Annotated in this window: 15 protein-coding genes; 7 read left to right on the top strand and 8 right to left on the bottom strand. The window is 62.9% G+C overall.

The window, feature by feature from the left end:
- Window positions 1–148 precede the first annotated feature (148 nt).
- Together HNO51_RS06330 and HNO51_RS06325 are read right to left on the bottom strand one after the other, a co-directional pair.
- Window positions 149–1,102 (bottom strand): sugar-binding transcriptional regulator, encoded by a 954-nt coding sequence (locus HNO51_RS06330; RefSeq protein ID WP_197450192.1) that lies wholly within the window; start codon window positions 1,100–1,102, stop codon window positions 149–151.
- A gap of 55 nt (window positions 1,103–1,157) precedes the next feature.
- Window positions 1,158–1,715: an NUDIX hydrolase gene (locus HNO51_RS06325; RefSeq protein WP_209538780.1), complete on the bottom strand. Its 558-nt coding sequence runs from the start codon at window positions 1,713–1,715 to the stop codon at window positions 1,158–1,160.
- A gap of 70 nt (window positions 1,716–1,785) precedes the next feature.
- On the opposite strand from HNO51_RS06325, the gene HNO51_RS06320 reads away from it, so the two are divergent.
- From HNO51_RS06320 to HNO51_RS06305, 4 genes are read left to right on the top strand one after another with little or no spacing between them, the layout of a single operon-like run.
- Complete coding sequence (locus HNO51_RS06320) at window positions 1,786–2,430, top strand: CoA pyrophosphatase (RefSeq protein WP_209538779.1); 645 nt, start codon at window positions 1,786–1,788, stop codon at window positions 2,428–2,430.
- Between the two features lie 29 nt (window positions 2,431–2,459).
- Window positions 2,460–3,119, top strand: coding sequence for a 2OG-Fe(II) oxygenase (locus HNO51_RS06315; RefSeq protein ID WP_209538778.1), 660 nt, complete (start codon window positions 2,460–2,462; stop codon window positions 3,117–3,119).
- On the top strand, window positions 3,119–4,699 hold the full coding sequence (locus HNO51_RS06310; protein ID WP_197450188.1) for a PAS domain-containing sensor histidine kinase: 1,581 nt from the start codon (window positions 3,119–3,121) through the stop codon (window positions 4,697–4,699). Before HNO51_RS06315 ends, HNO51_RS06310 begins: the two co-directional genes overlap by 1 nt.
- Window positions 4,696–5,328, top strand: a complete 633-nt coding sequence (locus HNO51_RS06305) for a response regulator transcription factor (protein ID WP_209538777.1) — start codon at window positions 4,696–4,698, stop codon at window positions 5,326–5,328. The genes HNO51_RS06310 and HNO51_RS06305 overlap by 4 nt, the downstream gene beginning before the upstream one ends.
- A 65-nt stretch (window positions 5,329–5,393) precedes the next feature.
- Here the strand turns inward: HNO51_RS06305 and HNO51_RS06300 are convergent, their stop codons facing one another.
- From HNO51_RS06300 to HNO51_RS06280, 5 genes are all read right to left on the bottom strand, one after another.
- Window positions 5,394–5,744 (bottom strand): copper-binding protein, encoded by a 351-nt coding sequence (locus tag HNO51_RS06300; protein ID WP_197450186.1) that lies wholly within the window; start codon window positions 5,742–5,744, stop codon window positions 5,394–5,396.
- Window positions 5,737–8,904 (bottom strand): efflux RND transporter permease subunit, encoded by a 3,168-nt coding sequence (locus HNO51_RS06295; protein WP_197450185.1) that lies wholly within the window; start codon window positions 8,902–8,904, stop codon window positions 5,737–5,739. Before HNO51_RS06295 ends, HNO51_RS06300 begins: the two co-directional genes overlap by 8 nt.
- An 11-nt stretch (window positions 8,905–8,915) precedes the next feature.
- Entirely contained in the window at window positions 8,916–10,376 is a 1,461-nt protein-coding gene (locus HNO51_RS06290; protein ID WP_209538776.1) for an efflux RND transporter periplasmic adaptor subunit, read from the bottom strand.
- Window positions 10,373–11,401, bottom strand: a complete 1,029-nt coding sequence (locus HNO51_RS06285; protein ID WP_479688691.1) for a TolC family protein — start codon at window positions 11,399–11,401, stop codon at window positions 10,373–10,375. The genes HNO51_RS06290 and HNO51_RS06285 overlap by 4 nt, the downstream gene beginning before the upstream one ends.
- 360 nt (window positions 11,402–11,761) lie before the next feature.
- Window positions 11,762–12,172 carry a hypothetical protein gene (locus tag HNO51_RS06280; RefSeq protein WP_209538774.1) on the bottom strand — a complete coding sequence of 137 codons (411 nt, stop codon included), beginning with the start codon at window positions 12,170–12,172 and terminating at the stop codon, window positions 11,762–11,764.
- A gap of 213 nt (window positions 12,173–12,385) precedes the next feature.
- Here HNO51_RS06280 and HNO51_RS06275 point away from each other — a divergent pair, with 213 nt between their 5' ends.
- Both HNO51_RS06275 and HNO51_RS06270 read left to right on the top strand, forming a co-directional pair.
- Window positions 12,386–13,066 carry a heavy metal response regulator transcription factor gene (locus HNO51_RS06275; RefSeq protein WP_197450181.1) on the top strand — a complete coding sequence of 227 codons (681 nt, stop codon included), beginning with the start codon at window positions 12,386–12,388 and terminating at the stop codon, window positions 13,064–13,066.
- Window positions 13,063–14,466: a heavy metal sensor histidine kinase gene (locus HNO51_RS06270; RefSeq protein WP_209538773.1), complete on the top strand. Its 1,404-nt coding sequence runs from the start codon at window positions 13,063–13,065 to the stop codon at window positions 14,464–14,466. The genes HNO51_RS06275 and HNO51_RS06270 overlap by 4 nt, the downstream gene beginning before the upstream one ends.
- A gap of 21 nt (window positions 14,467–14,487) precedes the next feature.
- On the opposite strand, the gene HNO51_RS06265 is transcribed toward HNO51_RS06270, so the two are convergent.
- The gene (locus HNO51_RS06265) at window positions 14,488–15,054 is read right to left on the bottom strand and encodes a DUF305 domain-containing protein (RefSeq protein WP_234283535.1); all 567 of its coding nucleotides are present in this window, start codon (window positions 15,052–15,054) and stop codon (window positions 14,488–14,490) included.
- Window positions 15,055–15,616: 562 nt separating this feature from the next.
- Here HNO51_RS06265 and HNO51_RS06260 point away from each other — a divergent pair.
- Window positions 15,617–16,075, top strand: coding sequence for an ATPase (locus HNO51_RS06260; RefSeq protein ID WP_209538772.1), 459 nt, complete (start codon window positions 15,617–15,619; stop codon window positions 16,073–16,075).
- Window positions 16,076–16,088: the final 13 nt, after the last annotated feature.

The raw sequence follows: 16,088 nt of genomic DNA, 5'->3' as shown, positions 1-16,088 counted from the left end.
TGGGCTTGCCCCATGGGGCACTTGTTGTTGGTCGCCGGAGTCGTTGTTTTGATCAATTTACTCAGTCAACGATCAAATGATCGATCACGGCGCGAGAAAAGGCAAAGAAAAGCCCTTAGACTTTAGGCTATGTTCGGAACGTGCCGGGTCAGCACTCGTGTTCGAGGATATAGCGGGCGGCGTTCTCGTCGGTGATGAGCCCCTTGAGCCAGCCGCCGCGCAGCGCGGCGAGAATGGCCGGGCCCTTGTCGCGGCCCCCGGCCAGTGCGACCAGGGTCTGGTCGCGGAACATCGTCAGCGGCAGGCTGGTCACGCGCCGGGTGATGGAGCACTCGATGACGGCGCCGTTGCGGTCGAGCGGCCAGCCGAGCAGCTCACCCACGGCCTGGCGCGAAAGCAGCTCGTCGAGTTCGGCCTCGCTGATGAAGTGATCCTGGAACAGGGTCGCCTGGCGGTCGATGCGCCCCACGCCGATATAGGCCGCCTCGGCGTCCTTGGCGACCTCGACGATGGCCTGGAACAGGCGCTGGCCGAGCATCGCCTCCTTCTCCTCCACCGAGCCGGCCACCACCGGCGCCGGCAGCAGGAAACGCTCGCCGCCGGTCTTGTCGGCCAGCACCATCACCCCGTCATAGCGGTTGGCGGAACCGTCGCGGGCGACGTTGCCGACCAGCGAGACGAAGCGGTGCTGGGGCCGCTCGATGCGGCTGAGCGCCTCCACCGTGGCGCGCACCGAGCGCCCGGTGCCCAATGACAGGGTCAGCGGCTCGGAGCGCTCGATCAGCTTGGACAGCCGCTCCGCCCCCGCCACCGCCAGGTAGTGGGCGCTGCTCTCGGGGGCTTCCGGGTCGGCCGGCACCACGTCGCAGAATTCGAGCCCGAAGCGCTGCAGGATGGCGTCCGACATCACCATGCAGTTGGCCAGCGGATGATCGATATGCACCTTGACCAGCCCCTCCTGTCGCGCCAGGGCCAGCAGCCGCTGCACGCCGGGGCGCGACACGCCGAGCTGGCTGGCGATCTCGTCCTGGGTACGCCCTCCCACGTAGGAGAGCCAGGCCGCACGCGCCGCCTGGTCCAGCTTCAGCTCGAACTTGTCCACGTTACCCGCTCCTTCTCGCTTGGCCATCAGGCCGAACCCCAGTCATGCGAACCCCTTACGCGGAACCAAAGTAGCGTTCGCGATCCTCGGCGGTGATGTCGCTGATGTGCAGCGGGTAGTGATCGCTGTCACGATCGGCGTAGAAGTGGCGCAGGGTGCGCTCGATGGTGGGAAAGGCGAGTTCGTCCCAGGGGATCTCATGCTCCTCGAACAGCGCCACCTCGAGGCTCTCGGGCCCGGCCGAGAAACTGCCGGCGAGGTCGGCGCGGAAGATCATGTAAACCTGGTTGATGTGCGGCAGGTTGATCAGGGTGTAGAGCCCATGGATGTCGACCTCGGCGCAGGCCTCCTCGCGGGTCTCGCGGGCGGCGGCATCCAGGGTGGTCTCGGCGTTTTCCATGAACCCCGCCGGCAGGGTCCAGTAGCCCTTGCGCGGCGAGATCGCCCGGCGGCAGAGCAGCACGCGCGAACCGCTCACCGGCAGCGTGCCGGCCACGATACGCGGGTTCTGGTAGTGGATCGAGCCGCAGGCGTCGCACAGGTACCTGGGCCGGTCGTCCCCTGCCGGGATCGCGAAGCGCACGGGTTGGCCACAGTGGCTGCAGAAGTTCATGGGTCTCCCTGGCAGGCTTGACGTCGGCGAAGGCCCCCGGGTAGAAGGAACCAAAGCCGATGGAAACTCCATGTTAGAGAAACTTCGCCAGCGCCTGCAAGCGCACGCTCCGCACCGCCTGCGCCTCGACATGCCCCAGGCCGCGGTCCTGATGCCGATCGTCGACCGCCCCGAACCGACGCTGCTGTTCACCCGCCGGGCGGGCCATCTCAACACCCACAGCGGGCAGGTGGCGTTTCCCGGCGGCAAGCGCGAAGAGGCCGACCGCGACCTGCTGGCCACCGCCCTGCGCGAATCCCACGAGGAGATCGCCCTGCCGCCGGAGCGGGTCGAGCTGCTGGGCCGCCTGTCGGACGTGATCTCGCTGCACGGCATCCTGGTCACGCCCTACGTGGGCCTGATCCCGCCGGACCTGCCGCTGGCACCCGACCCGACCGAGCTCGACGCCATTTTCGAGGTGCCGCTCGCGCTGTTCCTCGAGGATCGTCGCCACCACACCGACGTGATCCCGGTGAACGGCCGCCCCCACTACGTGCCCAGCTACCATACCCAGGGCCAGGTGATCTGGGGCCTCTCGGCGATGATGCTGGTGGAGCTGCTGGCGGAGGGTTTCGAGCGCCCCATCAGCTTGTTCGAGGAGCCGCCCCACGGCAGGCTATGCTATTTTCCCGAACGCCTGCTGCGCAGCTCGAAGACCGAGACGCGCCTTTCCTGACTGCCTGACCCGGAGGTTCCGCCTCGCCCATGCCGCTTCTTGCTCGCCCGGCCTTCGCGGCCAGCGCCCTGCCCCAGTTGATCGATGCCCTGGTGGAACAGGGCTGGTTCATCGGCGAGGGGTTCCTCGACGCCGAGCTGTGTCACGACCTGCATCGGGAGCTTGCGGAGATGGCCGAGCGCGAGGCACTGGCCGCCGCCGGCATCGGTCGCGGCGACGAGCACCAGCTGCGCCGCGACATCCGCGGCGATGCCATTCGCTGGCTCGACCGCGAGAGCCTGGCCCAGCGCCGCTATCTCGAGGCCATGGGCGAGCTGCAGCGCGAGCTGAACCAGGCGCTGTACCTGGGGCTGTTCGAATACGAGGCCCACTTCGCCCACTACCCGCCGGGCGCCTTCTACAAGAAGCATCTCGACAGCTTTCGTGGGCGCGCCAACCGGGTCGTCTCCACGGTAGGCTACCTCAACCCCGGCTGGCCCGCGGACGGCGGCGGCGAGATGGCGATCTTCGCCGTCGACGACCCCGAGCGGGAGGTGGCCCGGGTGCGTCCCGAGGCCGGCAACTTCGCCTGCTTTCTCTCCGAAGACGTGCCCCACGAGGTGCTGCCGACCCGCCTGCCGCGGGCCAGCATTGCCGGCTGGTTCCGGCGCAACGCCTCGCTGGGCGGTCGGGTGGACCCGGCGCGCTGATGGCAAGCGAGATCGAGGCGCTGCGTGCACGCCTGGCCGAGCTCGAGGCCCGCAGCACCGCGCTCGAAACGAGGGTCACCGAACTCGACGAGGAGAAGCGCCACTATCAATGGCTGGCGGAGAGCACCACCGACCTGATCTCGCGCCACGCCCGCGACGGCACCTTCCTCTACGCCTCGAAGGCCGCCCGCGACCTGCTCGGCTACGAACCCGAGGAACTGATCGGCGTGTCGGCCTACGACCTGTTCCATCCCTCGGACCTGGCCGACCTGCTCAACAAGTCGCCGCGGGTCTACTACCACGACGGCTTCTACCAGCAGACCTACCGTTTCCGCGCCAAGGATGGGCACTACGTATGGTTCGAGACCACCAGCCGCACCCGCCGCGACCCGGCCAGCGGCGAGCTGATCGACGTGCTCTGCGTCTCCCGCGACGTGGGGCGGCGCATTCGCGCCGAGGCCAACCGCGAACGCCTGGCCCGAGTGGTGGAATCGACCACCGACTACGTGCTGTTCTGCGACGGCGACGAGCGGCTGTTCTACTCCAACGAGGCGGCAAGGAGGCTGCTGGGCCTGCCGCGCGAAGGGCTCGACGCCCGCCTCGAGCGGGCCTATACGCCGGCATCGCTTTCCATCCTGCGCGAGATTGTGCTGCCCGCCGTGGCCCGCTACGGCTCCTGGAGCGGCGAACTGGAGATGCCGGGCCCCAGGGGGCCGGTGCCGGTGCTCAGCGTGGTGCTGGCCCACCGCGGCCCCGGCGCCGAGCCCGACCACCTCTCCCTGCTCAACCGTGACATCGGCCTGCGCAAGGCCGCCGAGGCACAGGCCCGGCGCCACCAGGAGCAGATCGCCCACGCCAACCGCCTGGCCACCACCGGCGAACTGGCCTCCAATATCGCCCACGAACTCAACCAGCCGCTGGGCGCCATCGCCAACTACGTCAGCGGAGCATTGATCCAGCTGCGTGCCGACCCTGGGCGCCCGGCCAGAGACCTGACCCTGCCCCTCGAGCGCATCGACGCGCAGGTGCAGCGGCTGGGCGAGCGCCTGCGCCACATCCGCACCTTCGTGCGCAAGGGCCAGACCCGGCCGCGCCCGGTCGCGCTGATCGAGGTGGTCGACGCCGCCTGCCGTCTGTGCGAGTGGCAGTACCAGCAGGCCGGCATTGCCCTCGACCACGAGCTGGAGGAAGCGCTTCCACGCGTCCAGGCCGACCCCATCGCCCTGGAGCAGGTACTGGTCAACCTGCTGCTCAACGCGCTGGAAGCGAGCCGCGAACGCCCCGGCGCAACACGGGTGGAAATTCACGCACACCGGAGCGGGCGCCGCGAGGTCACCTTCCGCGTCAGCGACCAGGGCCCCGGCATCTCGCATGACGAGGCACAGGCGATCTTCACACCGTTTCACTCCAGCCGCCCGGAAGGGCTCGGCATGGGACTCGCCATCAGCCGCTCGCTGATGGAAGCGATGGGCGGCAGCCTGAGCCTGGCCGACGGTTCCGACGGTGCCACCTTTACCGGTACACTGCTGGCCGAGCCCAGCCCCTCTTACCGTCGACAGCCGCCCCGGAGCCAGCCGTGACCGAGCCCACCGCCGCCCCCTGTATCGCCGTGGTCGACGATGACGAGGCGCTGCGCGACTCGCTGGCCTGGCTGCTCGACTCCGTGGGGCTGGCCACCCGCGCCTTCGCCGATGGCGAGGCATTCCTCGCCGCCGATCCGGACGCCTTCGACGCCGTGCTGCTGGACGTACGCATGCCGGGGCTCTCCGGCCTGCAGGTCCAGCAGCGACTCAACGAGCGCGACACCACCGTGCCGGTGATCTTCATGACCGGCCACGGCGACGTGCCCATGGCCGTCGCCGCGCTCAAGTCCGGTGCCTTCGACTTCATCGAGAAGCCCTTCAATCACCAGCAGCTGATCGATGCCGTTCAGCAGGCCCTGGCCGAGCATCAGCGCCAGCGCGCGGTGCGTGAACGGCTCGACGCCCTGCGCGAGCGTTATAACGCCCTGCGGCCCAAGGAGCGCGAGATCCTGGTGCTCGTCGCCGAAGGTCTGACCAGCCGCGAGATCGCCGAGCATCTCGAGGTCAGCGCCAAGACGGTGGAGGTCTATCGCCTGCGGGGCATGAAGGCGCTGGGCGCCGGCAGCCTGGCCGAGCTGGTGCGCCTCTGCGTGGCGCTGGGGCTGGTGGAAGCGTTGCCGAAATAGGCAAGCCGCTCTCCAAAGAGAGCGGCAAGTCTGGTCCTTCCTTATCGCTAACAAGCGCTCCCAGCTTAATCGACAGGCTCGAGCGAGACGATCTCGTAATCGGTCTCGCCTGTCTGGCGCAGCACGAAACGCACCCGATCCTCGATGCCGATCCGTTCGGCCAAGGCAGGGTCCGCCAGGGTCATCTCCATGGTCATCGCCGGCCAGCGAAGCTCGGCGATGGGCCCGTGCGCCAGCATCACGCTACTGCCATCCTGGGCGATAGACTGCACGGTGCCGATACCCTCTGCCGTGCGCAGCTGCTGTTGCTGGGTGTCATCAACTGCTGGACTCGAATGCTTGCCATGTCCGTGATCGCTACCGGCCAGGGCCGATCCAGCGGCGAGCAGGCCCGCCACGAAGGCTACCTTAAACATGCTGCGTTTCATCTCGGTGGTTTCCTTTGAGGTTGAAGTCACTTGGCGTCGCCTCGTGCGAGGCGGTCTCGGGAAGGCTTTGCCGCTGCCACAGCCAGTAGAGAACAGGAATCAGCAACAGCGATACCAAGGGAGCGGAAATCATGCCGCCCACCACAGGAGTGGCGATACGCTGCATCGCCTCGGAGCCGGGGCCGGAATCCAGCAGCAACGGGCTCAGACCCAAGACGACAGTCAGAGAGGTCATGGCCTTGGGACGTACCCGCATGACGGCGCCCTCGATGATCGCTTCACGCAGCTCCCCTCGGGTACGCGGCTGGCGCTGTTCCACTGCCCCTCGTACGTACATCAACATCACCACGGCGAACTCCGCCGCCAGGCCGATCAGCAGGATGAAGCCCGCCGCCACGGCCACCGAGACGTCGTAGGCAAGCCAATGGAGCAGCCATACACCACCGACGGCGGCGAAAGGCAGCGATCCCATCAGCATGAAAGTCTCGGCGGCATTACGGAAGCACAGGTAGAGCAGCAGGAAGATCAGCACGACAGTCACCGGGACCACCCACTGCAGGCGCTCCTTGGCTCGCTCCATGTACTCGTACTGCCCTGACCAGGTCACCGAATACCCCGCCGGCAACGTGACCTGTTCCATCACCCTTTGGCGCGCCTCGGCCACGTAGGTGCCGATATCGCGCCCGCGGATGTCGACCACGACCCAGCCGTTGAGGCGTGCATTCTCGGTGCGGATCATGGCCGGTCCATCGACGATGTCGACTTGGGCCAGTGACTGGAGCGGGAGAAAGGCACCCGTCGATGTGATGACCGGCAGATCCCTCAGGCTCTCCAGCGAGTCGCGCCAGTCCTGGGGGTAGCGCAAATTGATGGGATAGCGCTCAAGACCCTCTACGGTTTCGCTGACGTTCATCCCCCCTACTGCGGTCTGGATGATGGCCTGCAAGTCACTGACATTGACGCCATGACGCGCTGCGGCACGCCGGTCGATATCCACTTCGACGTAGCGCCCGGCGGCGGTGCGATCGGCATACGCCGAAGCCGTGCCTGGAACATCATGGAGCACGCGCTCGATCTCACGGCCAATTCGCTCGATTTCTCCCAGGTCGGAGCCAGCCACCTTGATCCCTACCGGCGAGCGTATGCCGGTCGAGAGCATATCGATGCGCGTCTTGATCGGCGGCACCCAAACGTTCGCTACCCCCGGGAAGCTGACCGTTTCGTCCAGCTCGCGGATGATGTCGTCCTTGGTCATCCCCTCGCGCCACTGGTCGCGAGGCTTGAAACTGATAACGGTTTCCAGCATGCCAATCGGCGCCGGATCGGTAGCGGTATCGGCACGCCCCGCCTTGCCAAACACCCGCTCCACCTCAGGCACTGACATGATCAGACGATTGGTCTGCTGAACGAACTCACGCACCTTGCCAATGGAGACGCCGGGCTCCAACGATGGCATGTACATGAGGTCACCTTCATCCAGTTGAGGCATGAATTCGCTGCCCAACTTGCCGGCCGGATAGATCACACTGGCAGCCAGCAGCACCGCGGCCACGACGGTCACCCAGGGGTAGCGAAGCAGGGCATCCAGCCCCGGGCGGTAAATGGCAATCAGCATGCGGCTAAGGGGGTGTGAAGCCTCGGGGCGTATGCGTCCGCGCACCAAGTACCCCATCAAGACCGGCACCAGAGTGATGCCTAGCCCGGCCGCCGCCGCCATGGCGTAGGTACCGGTGAAGGCCAAGGGCTGGAACATGCGTCCTTCCTGCCCCTGAAGGGTGAACAGCGGCAGGAAGCTGACCACGATGATCAACAGCGCAAAGAAGATCGGCCGACCGGTCTCCTTGGCCGCCTCCGCCACGGTATGCCAGCGGTCCTCACCCGGTGGCGCCTTCTCCAGTCGCTTGTGCAGGTTCTCCACCATGACAATGGCGGCATCCACCATGGCGCCGATCGTCACGGCAATCCCACCCAGCGACATGATATTGGCGTTGATCCCCTTGGCCTGCATGATCATCAGCGCCGCCAGAATGCCGATCGGCAGTGCGATGATGGCCACCAGGGCGGAGCGGAAATGAAGCAGGAAGACGACACATACCAGGGCGATGATGAGGAATTCCTGCAAGAGCTTGGCCGCCAGGTTGTTCACGGACTCCTGGATCAGAATCGAACGATCGTAGGTCTCCACGATCTCGACGCCTTCCGGCAGGCTCGGGCGCAATTCGTCGAGACGCGCCTTGACGCGTTCTATGGTGGCCAACGCATTCTCGCCATGGCGCATGACCACCAAGGCACCCACGGTTTCACCCTCGCCATTCAGCTCGGCGATGCCGCGCCGAGCTGCGGGGCCGATACGGATGTCGGCCACGTCCTCGAGCAGCACTGGCGTACCGTCGCTGCCCAGGCCAACGGGCACCAGACGGAGTTCCTCGATGCCGGTCAGGTACCCCCGCGAGCGCACCATGTATTCCGCCTCGCTCATCTCGATCACGGAACCGCCCGCTTCACGGTTCGCCCCGGAGATGGCGGAGCGGATCCCCGCCAGGGTCAAGCCGTAGGCTCGCGCCCGATTGGGGTCCAGCACTACCTGGTACTGCTTGACCATGCCTCCCAGCGTGGCGACCTCGGAGACGCCTGCCACGGACTGCAGCTCATACTTGAGGAACCAATCCTGCAGCGAACGCAGGTCAGCAAGGTCGAGTTCACCACTGCGGTCTACCAAGGCGTACTGGTAGACCCAGCCGACCCCCGTGGCATCGGGTCCCAGGGCAGGCTGCGCCCCCTCCGGCATGCTGGGTGCCACCTGGCTCAGGTACTCCAGCACGCGAGAGCGCGCCCAGTAGGGATCGGTTCCGTCTTCAAACAGTACATAGACGTAGGAGTCGCCAAACATGGAGAAACCGCGTACGTCCCTCGCCTTGGGCACGGCCAGCATGGCCGTCGATAGTGGGTAGGTGACCTGATCCTCGATGACCTGGGGAGCCTGGCCGGCATAGCTGGTTTTGACGATTACCTGTACGTCGGACAGATCGGGTATTGCATCAAGAGGCATCTGCCGTCCGGAGAAGATTCCCCAGGCGACGAAGATGGCCGTCATGAGAAGCACCAGCAGACGATTCTGCAATGACCACGCGATGACCCTTTCGATCATGGATCCACTCCTCAGTGGTCGTGAGCCATCGGCTCAATGGCGGTGATTTCGTAGACGAATTCTTCTCGCTCACGCATACGGAAGCGCATCGCCATATCGTCGTGCAGCTCATCGAGCCCGAGGTCTTCGGCTGCGGCAAATTCCATGACCATCGCCGGCCAGCCGAGCAGCGGAACAGGTCCATGGTCGACATTCAGTACGCGGGCGTCGTAATCGATGCCAAGCAGGCGTCCCTCGGCCCACACTTCGTCATCACCCTCTTCCTCATTCGCTTCGCTCATCCTGCCGAGCTCCGCGCTCGCCGACGCTTCCGAGTCGAGCAGGAAGTGACCGGAGAGAACGACACGCTCTCCTTCCTTGAGCCCTTCGATGATCTCGAGGTCGCCGTTGGCACGACGCCCTACCTGCACTTCGCGAGCCTGGAAGCGCCCCTCCCCCAGCGCCAGGATCACGCGATCTTGCCGGCCGGTGCGGATCACTGCTTCGGCCGGAAGGTAAAGCACACCCTGAAGCGGGCGGGTAGTCAGCTGGACATCGGCGTACATGCCCGGCTTGAGCCGCTCACCGGGATTGTCGAAGGCAAGGCGTACCTGAACGGTTCGGGTCGGGCTGTTGAGGCTCGGATAGATGTAATCGACCCTGCCTTCAAGACGCTCGCCAGGGCGGAAAGGCAATTTCACGTGGGCGGCGTCGCCTCGCGCAACAGCGTCCACCTGATGCTCGAACAGGTCGGCAATCACCCATACCTGCGAGAGGTCGGCAATCGTCATTACCTCTGTGCCCGGCGTGACATACATCCCTTCACGCACATTGAGCGCCTCCACGACACCTCCCTGCCCAGCCCTGACCGAGATCAGTCGGCGCGGCTGGCCGGCCCGCTCGATCTCCGCAACCTCAGCGGCACTGACCCCCAGCGCCCTGAGGCGCTCTCGGGCTGAAGAAGCACTGCCACCACGCCGCACCACGTGCAGCAACTCTTCCTGGGCGTTGACCAGTTCCGGCGAGTAGAGGCGGAACAGCAGTTGCCCCTCCTCCACTCGCTCTCCGGTCGTCCTCACGCTGAGATCCTCGATCCACCCCTGGGTACGCAGATGGACGTGGCTGAGTCTCGATTCGTCGTAGTCGACAAAGCCGACGGTTTCGACCAGGCGTGCCAGATCGCCGCGAGCCACGGAACCGATGCGCACGTTAAGGTTCTGCTGCACTACGGGGCTGATGCTCACTGTACCGGGCAACGCATCGCCGCCACCCGCATAGATCGGAATAAAATCCATGCCCATCTCGTCCTTGCGCGGCTCAGGAGAGGTTACGGAGGGGTTATGCGGATGCCGGTAGTAAAGAATCTCTCTCTCCTCATTGGCCGTGCCCGCTGCCACGGCAACATGCCCATACGAATCCGGCCACCAGCTCACGGCAGCGCCCCCCGCCACCGCCCCCACACCAAACAGGACGACAAACGCCAAGGCCTTCATACGTTCTCTCCCAACAGGTAAAGCAGATCCACCTGCTCTAGGCGGCGCTGCGTGGCGACGCGGATTGCCTCGATGCGTGTTTCCAGCTCGATCAGGCGCGCACGCACGAAGGCATTGAAATCGGTGGTGCCGTTGCGATAGCCATGCTCGGCGGCCTCGGCATTGTCCTTGGCCTGCGGCAGGAGGCGCTGCGCATAGCGGAGCTCACGCTCATGCAGCCGTGCCCACCGAGCCTGGGTCTCATCGAGCTGACGCTGCATCTCGCGGACCTGCTCGTCCCAGGCATGCTGCGCCGCTTCACGCCGATGCACGCTGGCCGCTAGATCGCGGTCCTGGCGCTGTCGCGTAAAGAGCGGGAGATCCACCATGACCATCGCCGAGAGGCGATCCGGCATGCCCATGCCCCGCTCCGTCGGGGTGCCATAGTTGAGCTCGACCGACCACTGGGGCCTGTAGCCCTGCCGCACCAGTTCGACATCGTGCTCCCCCGCGGCAACGATGGCCTGCTCCACTGCCAGTAACGGATGCCCCAGCAGATCCCCAGCCGGCTCGGCCAGCTCGGGAGGTTGGGTGGGCAAGGGCCGTACCGCATCCTGCTGGCCGACCCAGCGCGCCAGTTGGGCCATCGCCGCGGCTTCCTGAGCCTGAACGGCCAGCAGACGATCGCTCAGCCGATCCAGTTCCAGCTCGGCGCGCAGCAGGTCCTGCTGCTCGGCGAAACCGGAGGCGAACTCACGCTCGGTGATTTGGCGCAAATCCTCGAACAGGGATTGACTCTGTTCGAGGACCTCGAGCATCCCGCGCTGCTCGTGAAGCGATAGGTAGGCACGCCGCACTGAGCGCACGACAGCGCGCTCCGCATTGCTGCCGCGCGCCGCTTCGGCCTGAGCCATGGCCCCTTCCCGGTCACCCGCCAGCCTGCGGCTGTCGCCTCGGGGAAACGTCTGGCGCACGCCGACGCGCAGCTGGGTCATGGTGTCGTCTTCGAGCGAGAAGCCGTCCCGGGCCACATCCATGACTTCCATGATCAGCGCCGGGTCGGGGAGCTGCCTGGCGGAAACGGAGGCCTCGCGGCGTGCCTCGGCCAATTCCTGATAGCGGAGCGTGGCAGGATCATCCCTTCGGGCAAGTCGCTCCGCTTCACTGAGCGACAGTATCGGCCCCGATAACGCCGGGAGAGGTAACAAAAGCGCTGTGCCCAGCATCGTTGCGAGCACCATTGGTAATCGAATTCCCATGAGCTACCCCGCGCTCACCGGAGCGCTGCTGCCAGAACAGCGCTCCACCATATTTTGGGCCGAGTGTTAATTAAAACACTTGGCATTATTTACCAAACTGGCCGACTCGCGCCGGCCAGCCATAAATCTAAAATATCTGATACCAGGTTACTGAAAGGCGACATGCAAGCTATAACGATGGACATCCCAACTATCCCCGCCGGGAGCCGAATTTCCTGACACTACCAAACGATACTGGCCAGCCCGCAAAGCTTCTCGAATTTCAAAGTCACCACCGTAAGAGCTCACCTCTTTCACGGTGTCACCCTGAGCGTCGATCAACTTGGCTTTCATCGGTAGTATGGAATTCATTCCCGGAAAGTGACTGCTGGCAATCCTGACTGTTGTAGGCTGGTCCAAATTTATCTGATAAGTATGAGGCTGCCCAGAGTTAATGATAGTGCTGGCTGTACTGCCCTCCTTGAGAATATTCTCATTCGCCCCGCTGCCGAAATTGGCAAAGGCTGGCACGGAGAACATGCTGACAACGGCAGCGGTAAGAGCAATCTTCTTAAACATGACACACCTCACTTTTAATGGAGATTTTTTTACAACCACTTCCAAACCGTCAGGGCTATTGATACAAGCAGCAGGCATGATAGAGTAACGACTCTGCCTACTCACCTCCCTTGTTGTTTGTTCATGTGGACATAGTACGTGGCAGTAGAGGACAGGAAACTGACTCGAAAATGACAAAAATGTCATTTTCGATCGGAGCAGGACGGAGGCTCTATGAAGATATTGATCGTTGAGGATGAGCCAAAAACCGGTGACTATCTGGCGCAGGGCCTTAGAGAAGCCGGTTTCGTCGTCGACCTGGCCCGTGATGGTCTGGATGGCCTGCACCTGGCTCAGAACGAAGACTATGACCTACTGCTTCTAGACGTGATGCTGCCGGGTCTGGACGGCTGGAGCATTCTGCAGGTAGTGCGCCGATCCGGTCAGGATGTTCCCGTGTTGTTCCTGACGGCTCGAGACGATGTCGATGACCGAGTACGCGGGCTCGAGCTCGGCGCGGATGACTATCTCGTCAAGCCGTTTGCCTTTTCCGAGCTACTGGCACGAATCCGGTCGCTGCTACGCCGCGGCAAGGCACGCGAAGCGGAAGTGTTCCGCGCCGCCGATCTTGAGCTCGACCTGCTGCGACGACGAGTCACCCGAGCCGGGGAGCGTATCGAGCTCACCGCGAAGGAGTTCGCTCTCCTTGAGCTCTTGATTCGCCGTCAGGGAGAAGTCCTGCCCCGCTCACTGATCGCCTCGCAGGTGTGGGACATGAACTTCGACAGCGACACCAACGTCATCGACGTTGCCGTCAGGCGGCTGCGTGCCAAGGTTGACGGCCCTTACCCCGACAAGTTGATCCGGACCGTACGCGGCATGGGATACGTACTGGAGTCGGGGTACGGCCAATGATCCTCTGCCCGCTCTCCCTGACGACTCGGCTAGCCACGCTCTTCTCGCTGTTGGTAGCAGGCCTGCTGCTGCTGCTTGGGCTCTCGCTCGAGCATCTGATTCGGGGTCACTTCGATGACATCGATCAGATGGAATTGACAGCAAAACTGAGCATGATTGAAAACCTGCTTGCCCGAGCCGACAGCCCCACCGCACTGGATACACTGCCCAGGTACCTCGATGACGTGCTAACGAGTCATGCCAACCTTTCCGTGTCCATTCGCGATGAAGCGGGACGGATACTCTACGCCCACCAACCGGAGTTTCTCGCACCGGTAAAAAATGGGGACGTTAGCCCACCTAGCGCCCGCTGGAGCGTGGCGAGCCATGAATTCATTGGCCGTGAGGTTCAGCAATACCTCCCCCTACCCGTACCTGCTCCCGTACAAGTCCTGCTGGGGCTGGATATCACGCATCACGCGCACTTTCTCGAGGACATCCGTCGATACCTCTGGACTGGCATTGCGATGGCCGCCCTGCTGACGGCCTTGTTCGGCTGGCTGGTCGCCCGTCAAGGCCTGGCTCCGCTCAAGCGGATCACCGCCACCGCCAGCCGGCTTTCCGCCGAGCGCCTGGGTGAGCGGCTCGATCTCCAAGCCACCCCGCCGGAAATGCTCGAGCTGGCCAACGCATTCAATGGGATGCTGAACAGACTGGAAGCCGACTTTCAACGGCTCAGCGAGTTCTCGGCGGATATTGCTCATGAGCTGCGCACCCCGGTGTCGAACCTGCTCACCGAGACCCAAGTAGCCCTGTCTCGGCCACGCAACTCAGAGGAATATCAAGACACTCTTCATTCCAACCTGGAGGAGCTCGAGCGTCTGGCCCGAATGATTGCCGACATGCTGTTCCTGGCCAAGGCCGACCATGGGCTTCTGCCCAATCCAGCCGAGTCGGTTCACCTGGAGCAGGAAGTCGCCGCCTTGCTGGAGTTCTATGACGCCCTCGCCGAGGAAAAGCAGGTCAAGATGCAGGCCAGCGGTGTCGCCACCATTACAGGTGACCGCCTAATGCTGCGTCGAGCGATCGCTAACCTGCTTTCCAATGCACTTCGGCATACCCATGCGGGGGGCACCGTCACCGTCTTGATCGAGTCTTGCATCGATGCAGTTCGTCTTTCGGTTCGAAACATTGGCGACACCATCCCTTCCGATCAGCTTTCGCGACTGTTCGAACGCTTCCATCGCGCCGACAATATCCGCAGCCACCATGGTGAGGGAGCTGGGCTTGGCCTCGCCATTACCCGGTCTATCCTCAAGGCTCACGGTGGCGAGATCACGGTTTCCTCCAACGACGGCGTAACCACCTTCAGCCTGGCCATCCCACATGCCGGCACTCAAGCTCTGTCCCGTTGGGCCTGACTCCAATAAGGGCGCTCACCTTCATTCGGCCCCGCACTGGCGATCTGCGCTAACCTCGAACTCGGGAACGGGCCTTGCCTCAGCTTCCTCTGCGTTTCTTGCAGGTCCGTTTTTCTTTATATCTTCTATAAGCCAATCCATTTCCAATATCTCACGCCGCTGCGCCTCGCTGATATCGACCGCTAACTCACACACCCGAAAATCCCTTATTTCGGCTCGCTCTGACCGAAGGATTGCCATGGAGTGGTGAGGAATCATTGCGCTCATGAACGAGTTGTCCTGCACGGTCGTCTGGCTTCGATCAAGAAAAACCGCTCCTCCGAGAAACAACAGGCTTATTACAATTATGGCCACATTGATTTTGACATTTTGGTACATGTTGAGCATCCAACCCAACATGACCAACCCCATGGTCCCGCCCATGGACAGCGCCATGAAAAATCGACTCTCGCTCCATCGAACGTGACTCCATTCCCAAGCGCTAACGAACATCATACCGTACATGACCACCATCGCCGTCAGGATCATCGCCCCAAAGCGTAGGTACATGGAACGCATATGAGAGTTATGCTCGTCTCCTTGTTTCATGTCGCGACTCCTTTCCGTCACAAGAATCCTTCCGTCACAAAAAAATGGCGCTTCGATCTCTCTGATTCACACCGAAGTTCGTGAAGGCTGACGTAAGGCTAGGCAAAGTCCCGGTGGATAACAAGCACTCCAGAGAAAGAAAGGGTGGGCGTCCAAGCATGCCATCCAGCTATAAGATCGAGGGTTAGCGACGACAGCCGCCCCTCTGCCCAGCCAGGCTCCTGCGTCACCGAACCTCAATGGAAAGCAAATCTCTTGATGTCGATCAAGCAGGATGCGATACCAGAGGGCTATGGTGAGTAACAAGATGGGCGTTGGCCGGGCTACTGGCGCTGGTGCTCCGTGAGGCTCTAGCTCCAGCCCAGGCTTCTAGCATCGAGGCTAGGGATCCCAGGCACCGTGAAGTAGAAGAATTCGTTTCAAGCTCTATAACGGTTGGAGCACTACATGAAGCAGTGCCACTTCAACGACATGATCATGATTAATTCTCGATTAAGCATGATGCTTGGTTTCGATATTTTATGTCGAGTATGGTCACACAAAAGCAGAGCGAGTGATTACCATGAACATTCAGACATTTCGTGACGTGATCGAGTGGACGCGTGCACTGCATGAACACCTGACCCGGTGCCTGAAGCACTGCTCAACGCAGCAGGAAGAACAGCGAGCCAAGTGGCTACTGACATATCTAGCGGATCACGAGGCGGCCCTGAAAGAGGTCGTGGCAGGTTTCGAGAAGCAAGCTGATCCCAAGGCATTGAATACCTGGCTATACGATTATATATCCTATGCCCCTATCAAGCCTCACCTATCGTGTAGCGCGCCCTATGCGAAAATGAGCTTCGACGAGATCTGTCAGGAAATCTTCGACCTCCACAATCAGGTCATCGATTTCTATCGCTATCTTGAGGGGCGCGCCGAGATTCCCGAGACGCGTGATCTGATCGGTGAGTTGCTGCAACTGGAACAGCATGAAGCGATGCGCCTTTTCCACCAGACCAACCGCTCCAGGGATCTCTAAAAGGTGCCATGAA

The sequence above is a fragment of the Billgrantia sulfidoxydans genome, assembly GCF_017868775.1.
Classification (GTDB): domain Bacteria; phylum Pseudomonadota; class Gammaproteobacteria; order Pseudomonadales; family Halomonadaceae; genus Halomonas; species Halomonas sulfidoxydans.
This window is presented reverse-complemented; position numbering and strand designations above follow the sequence as displayed.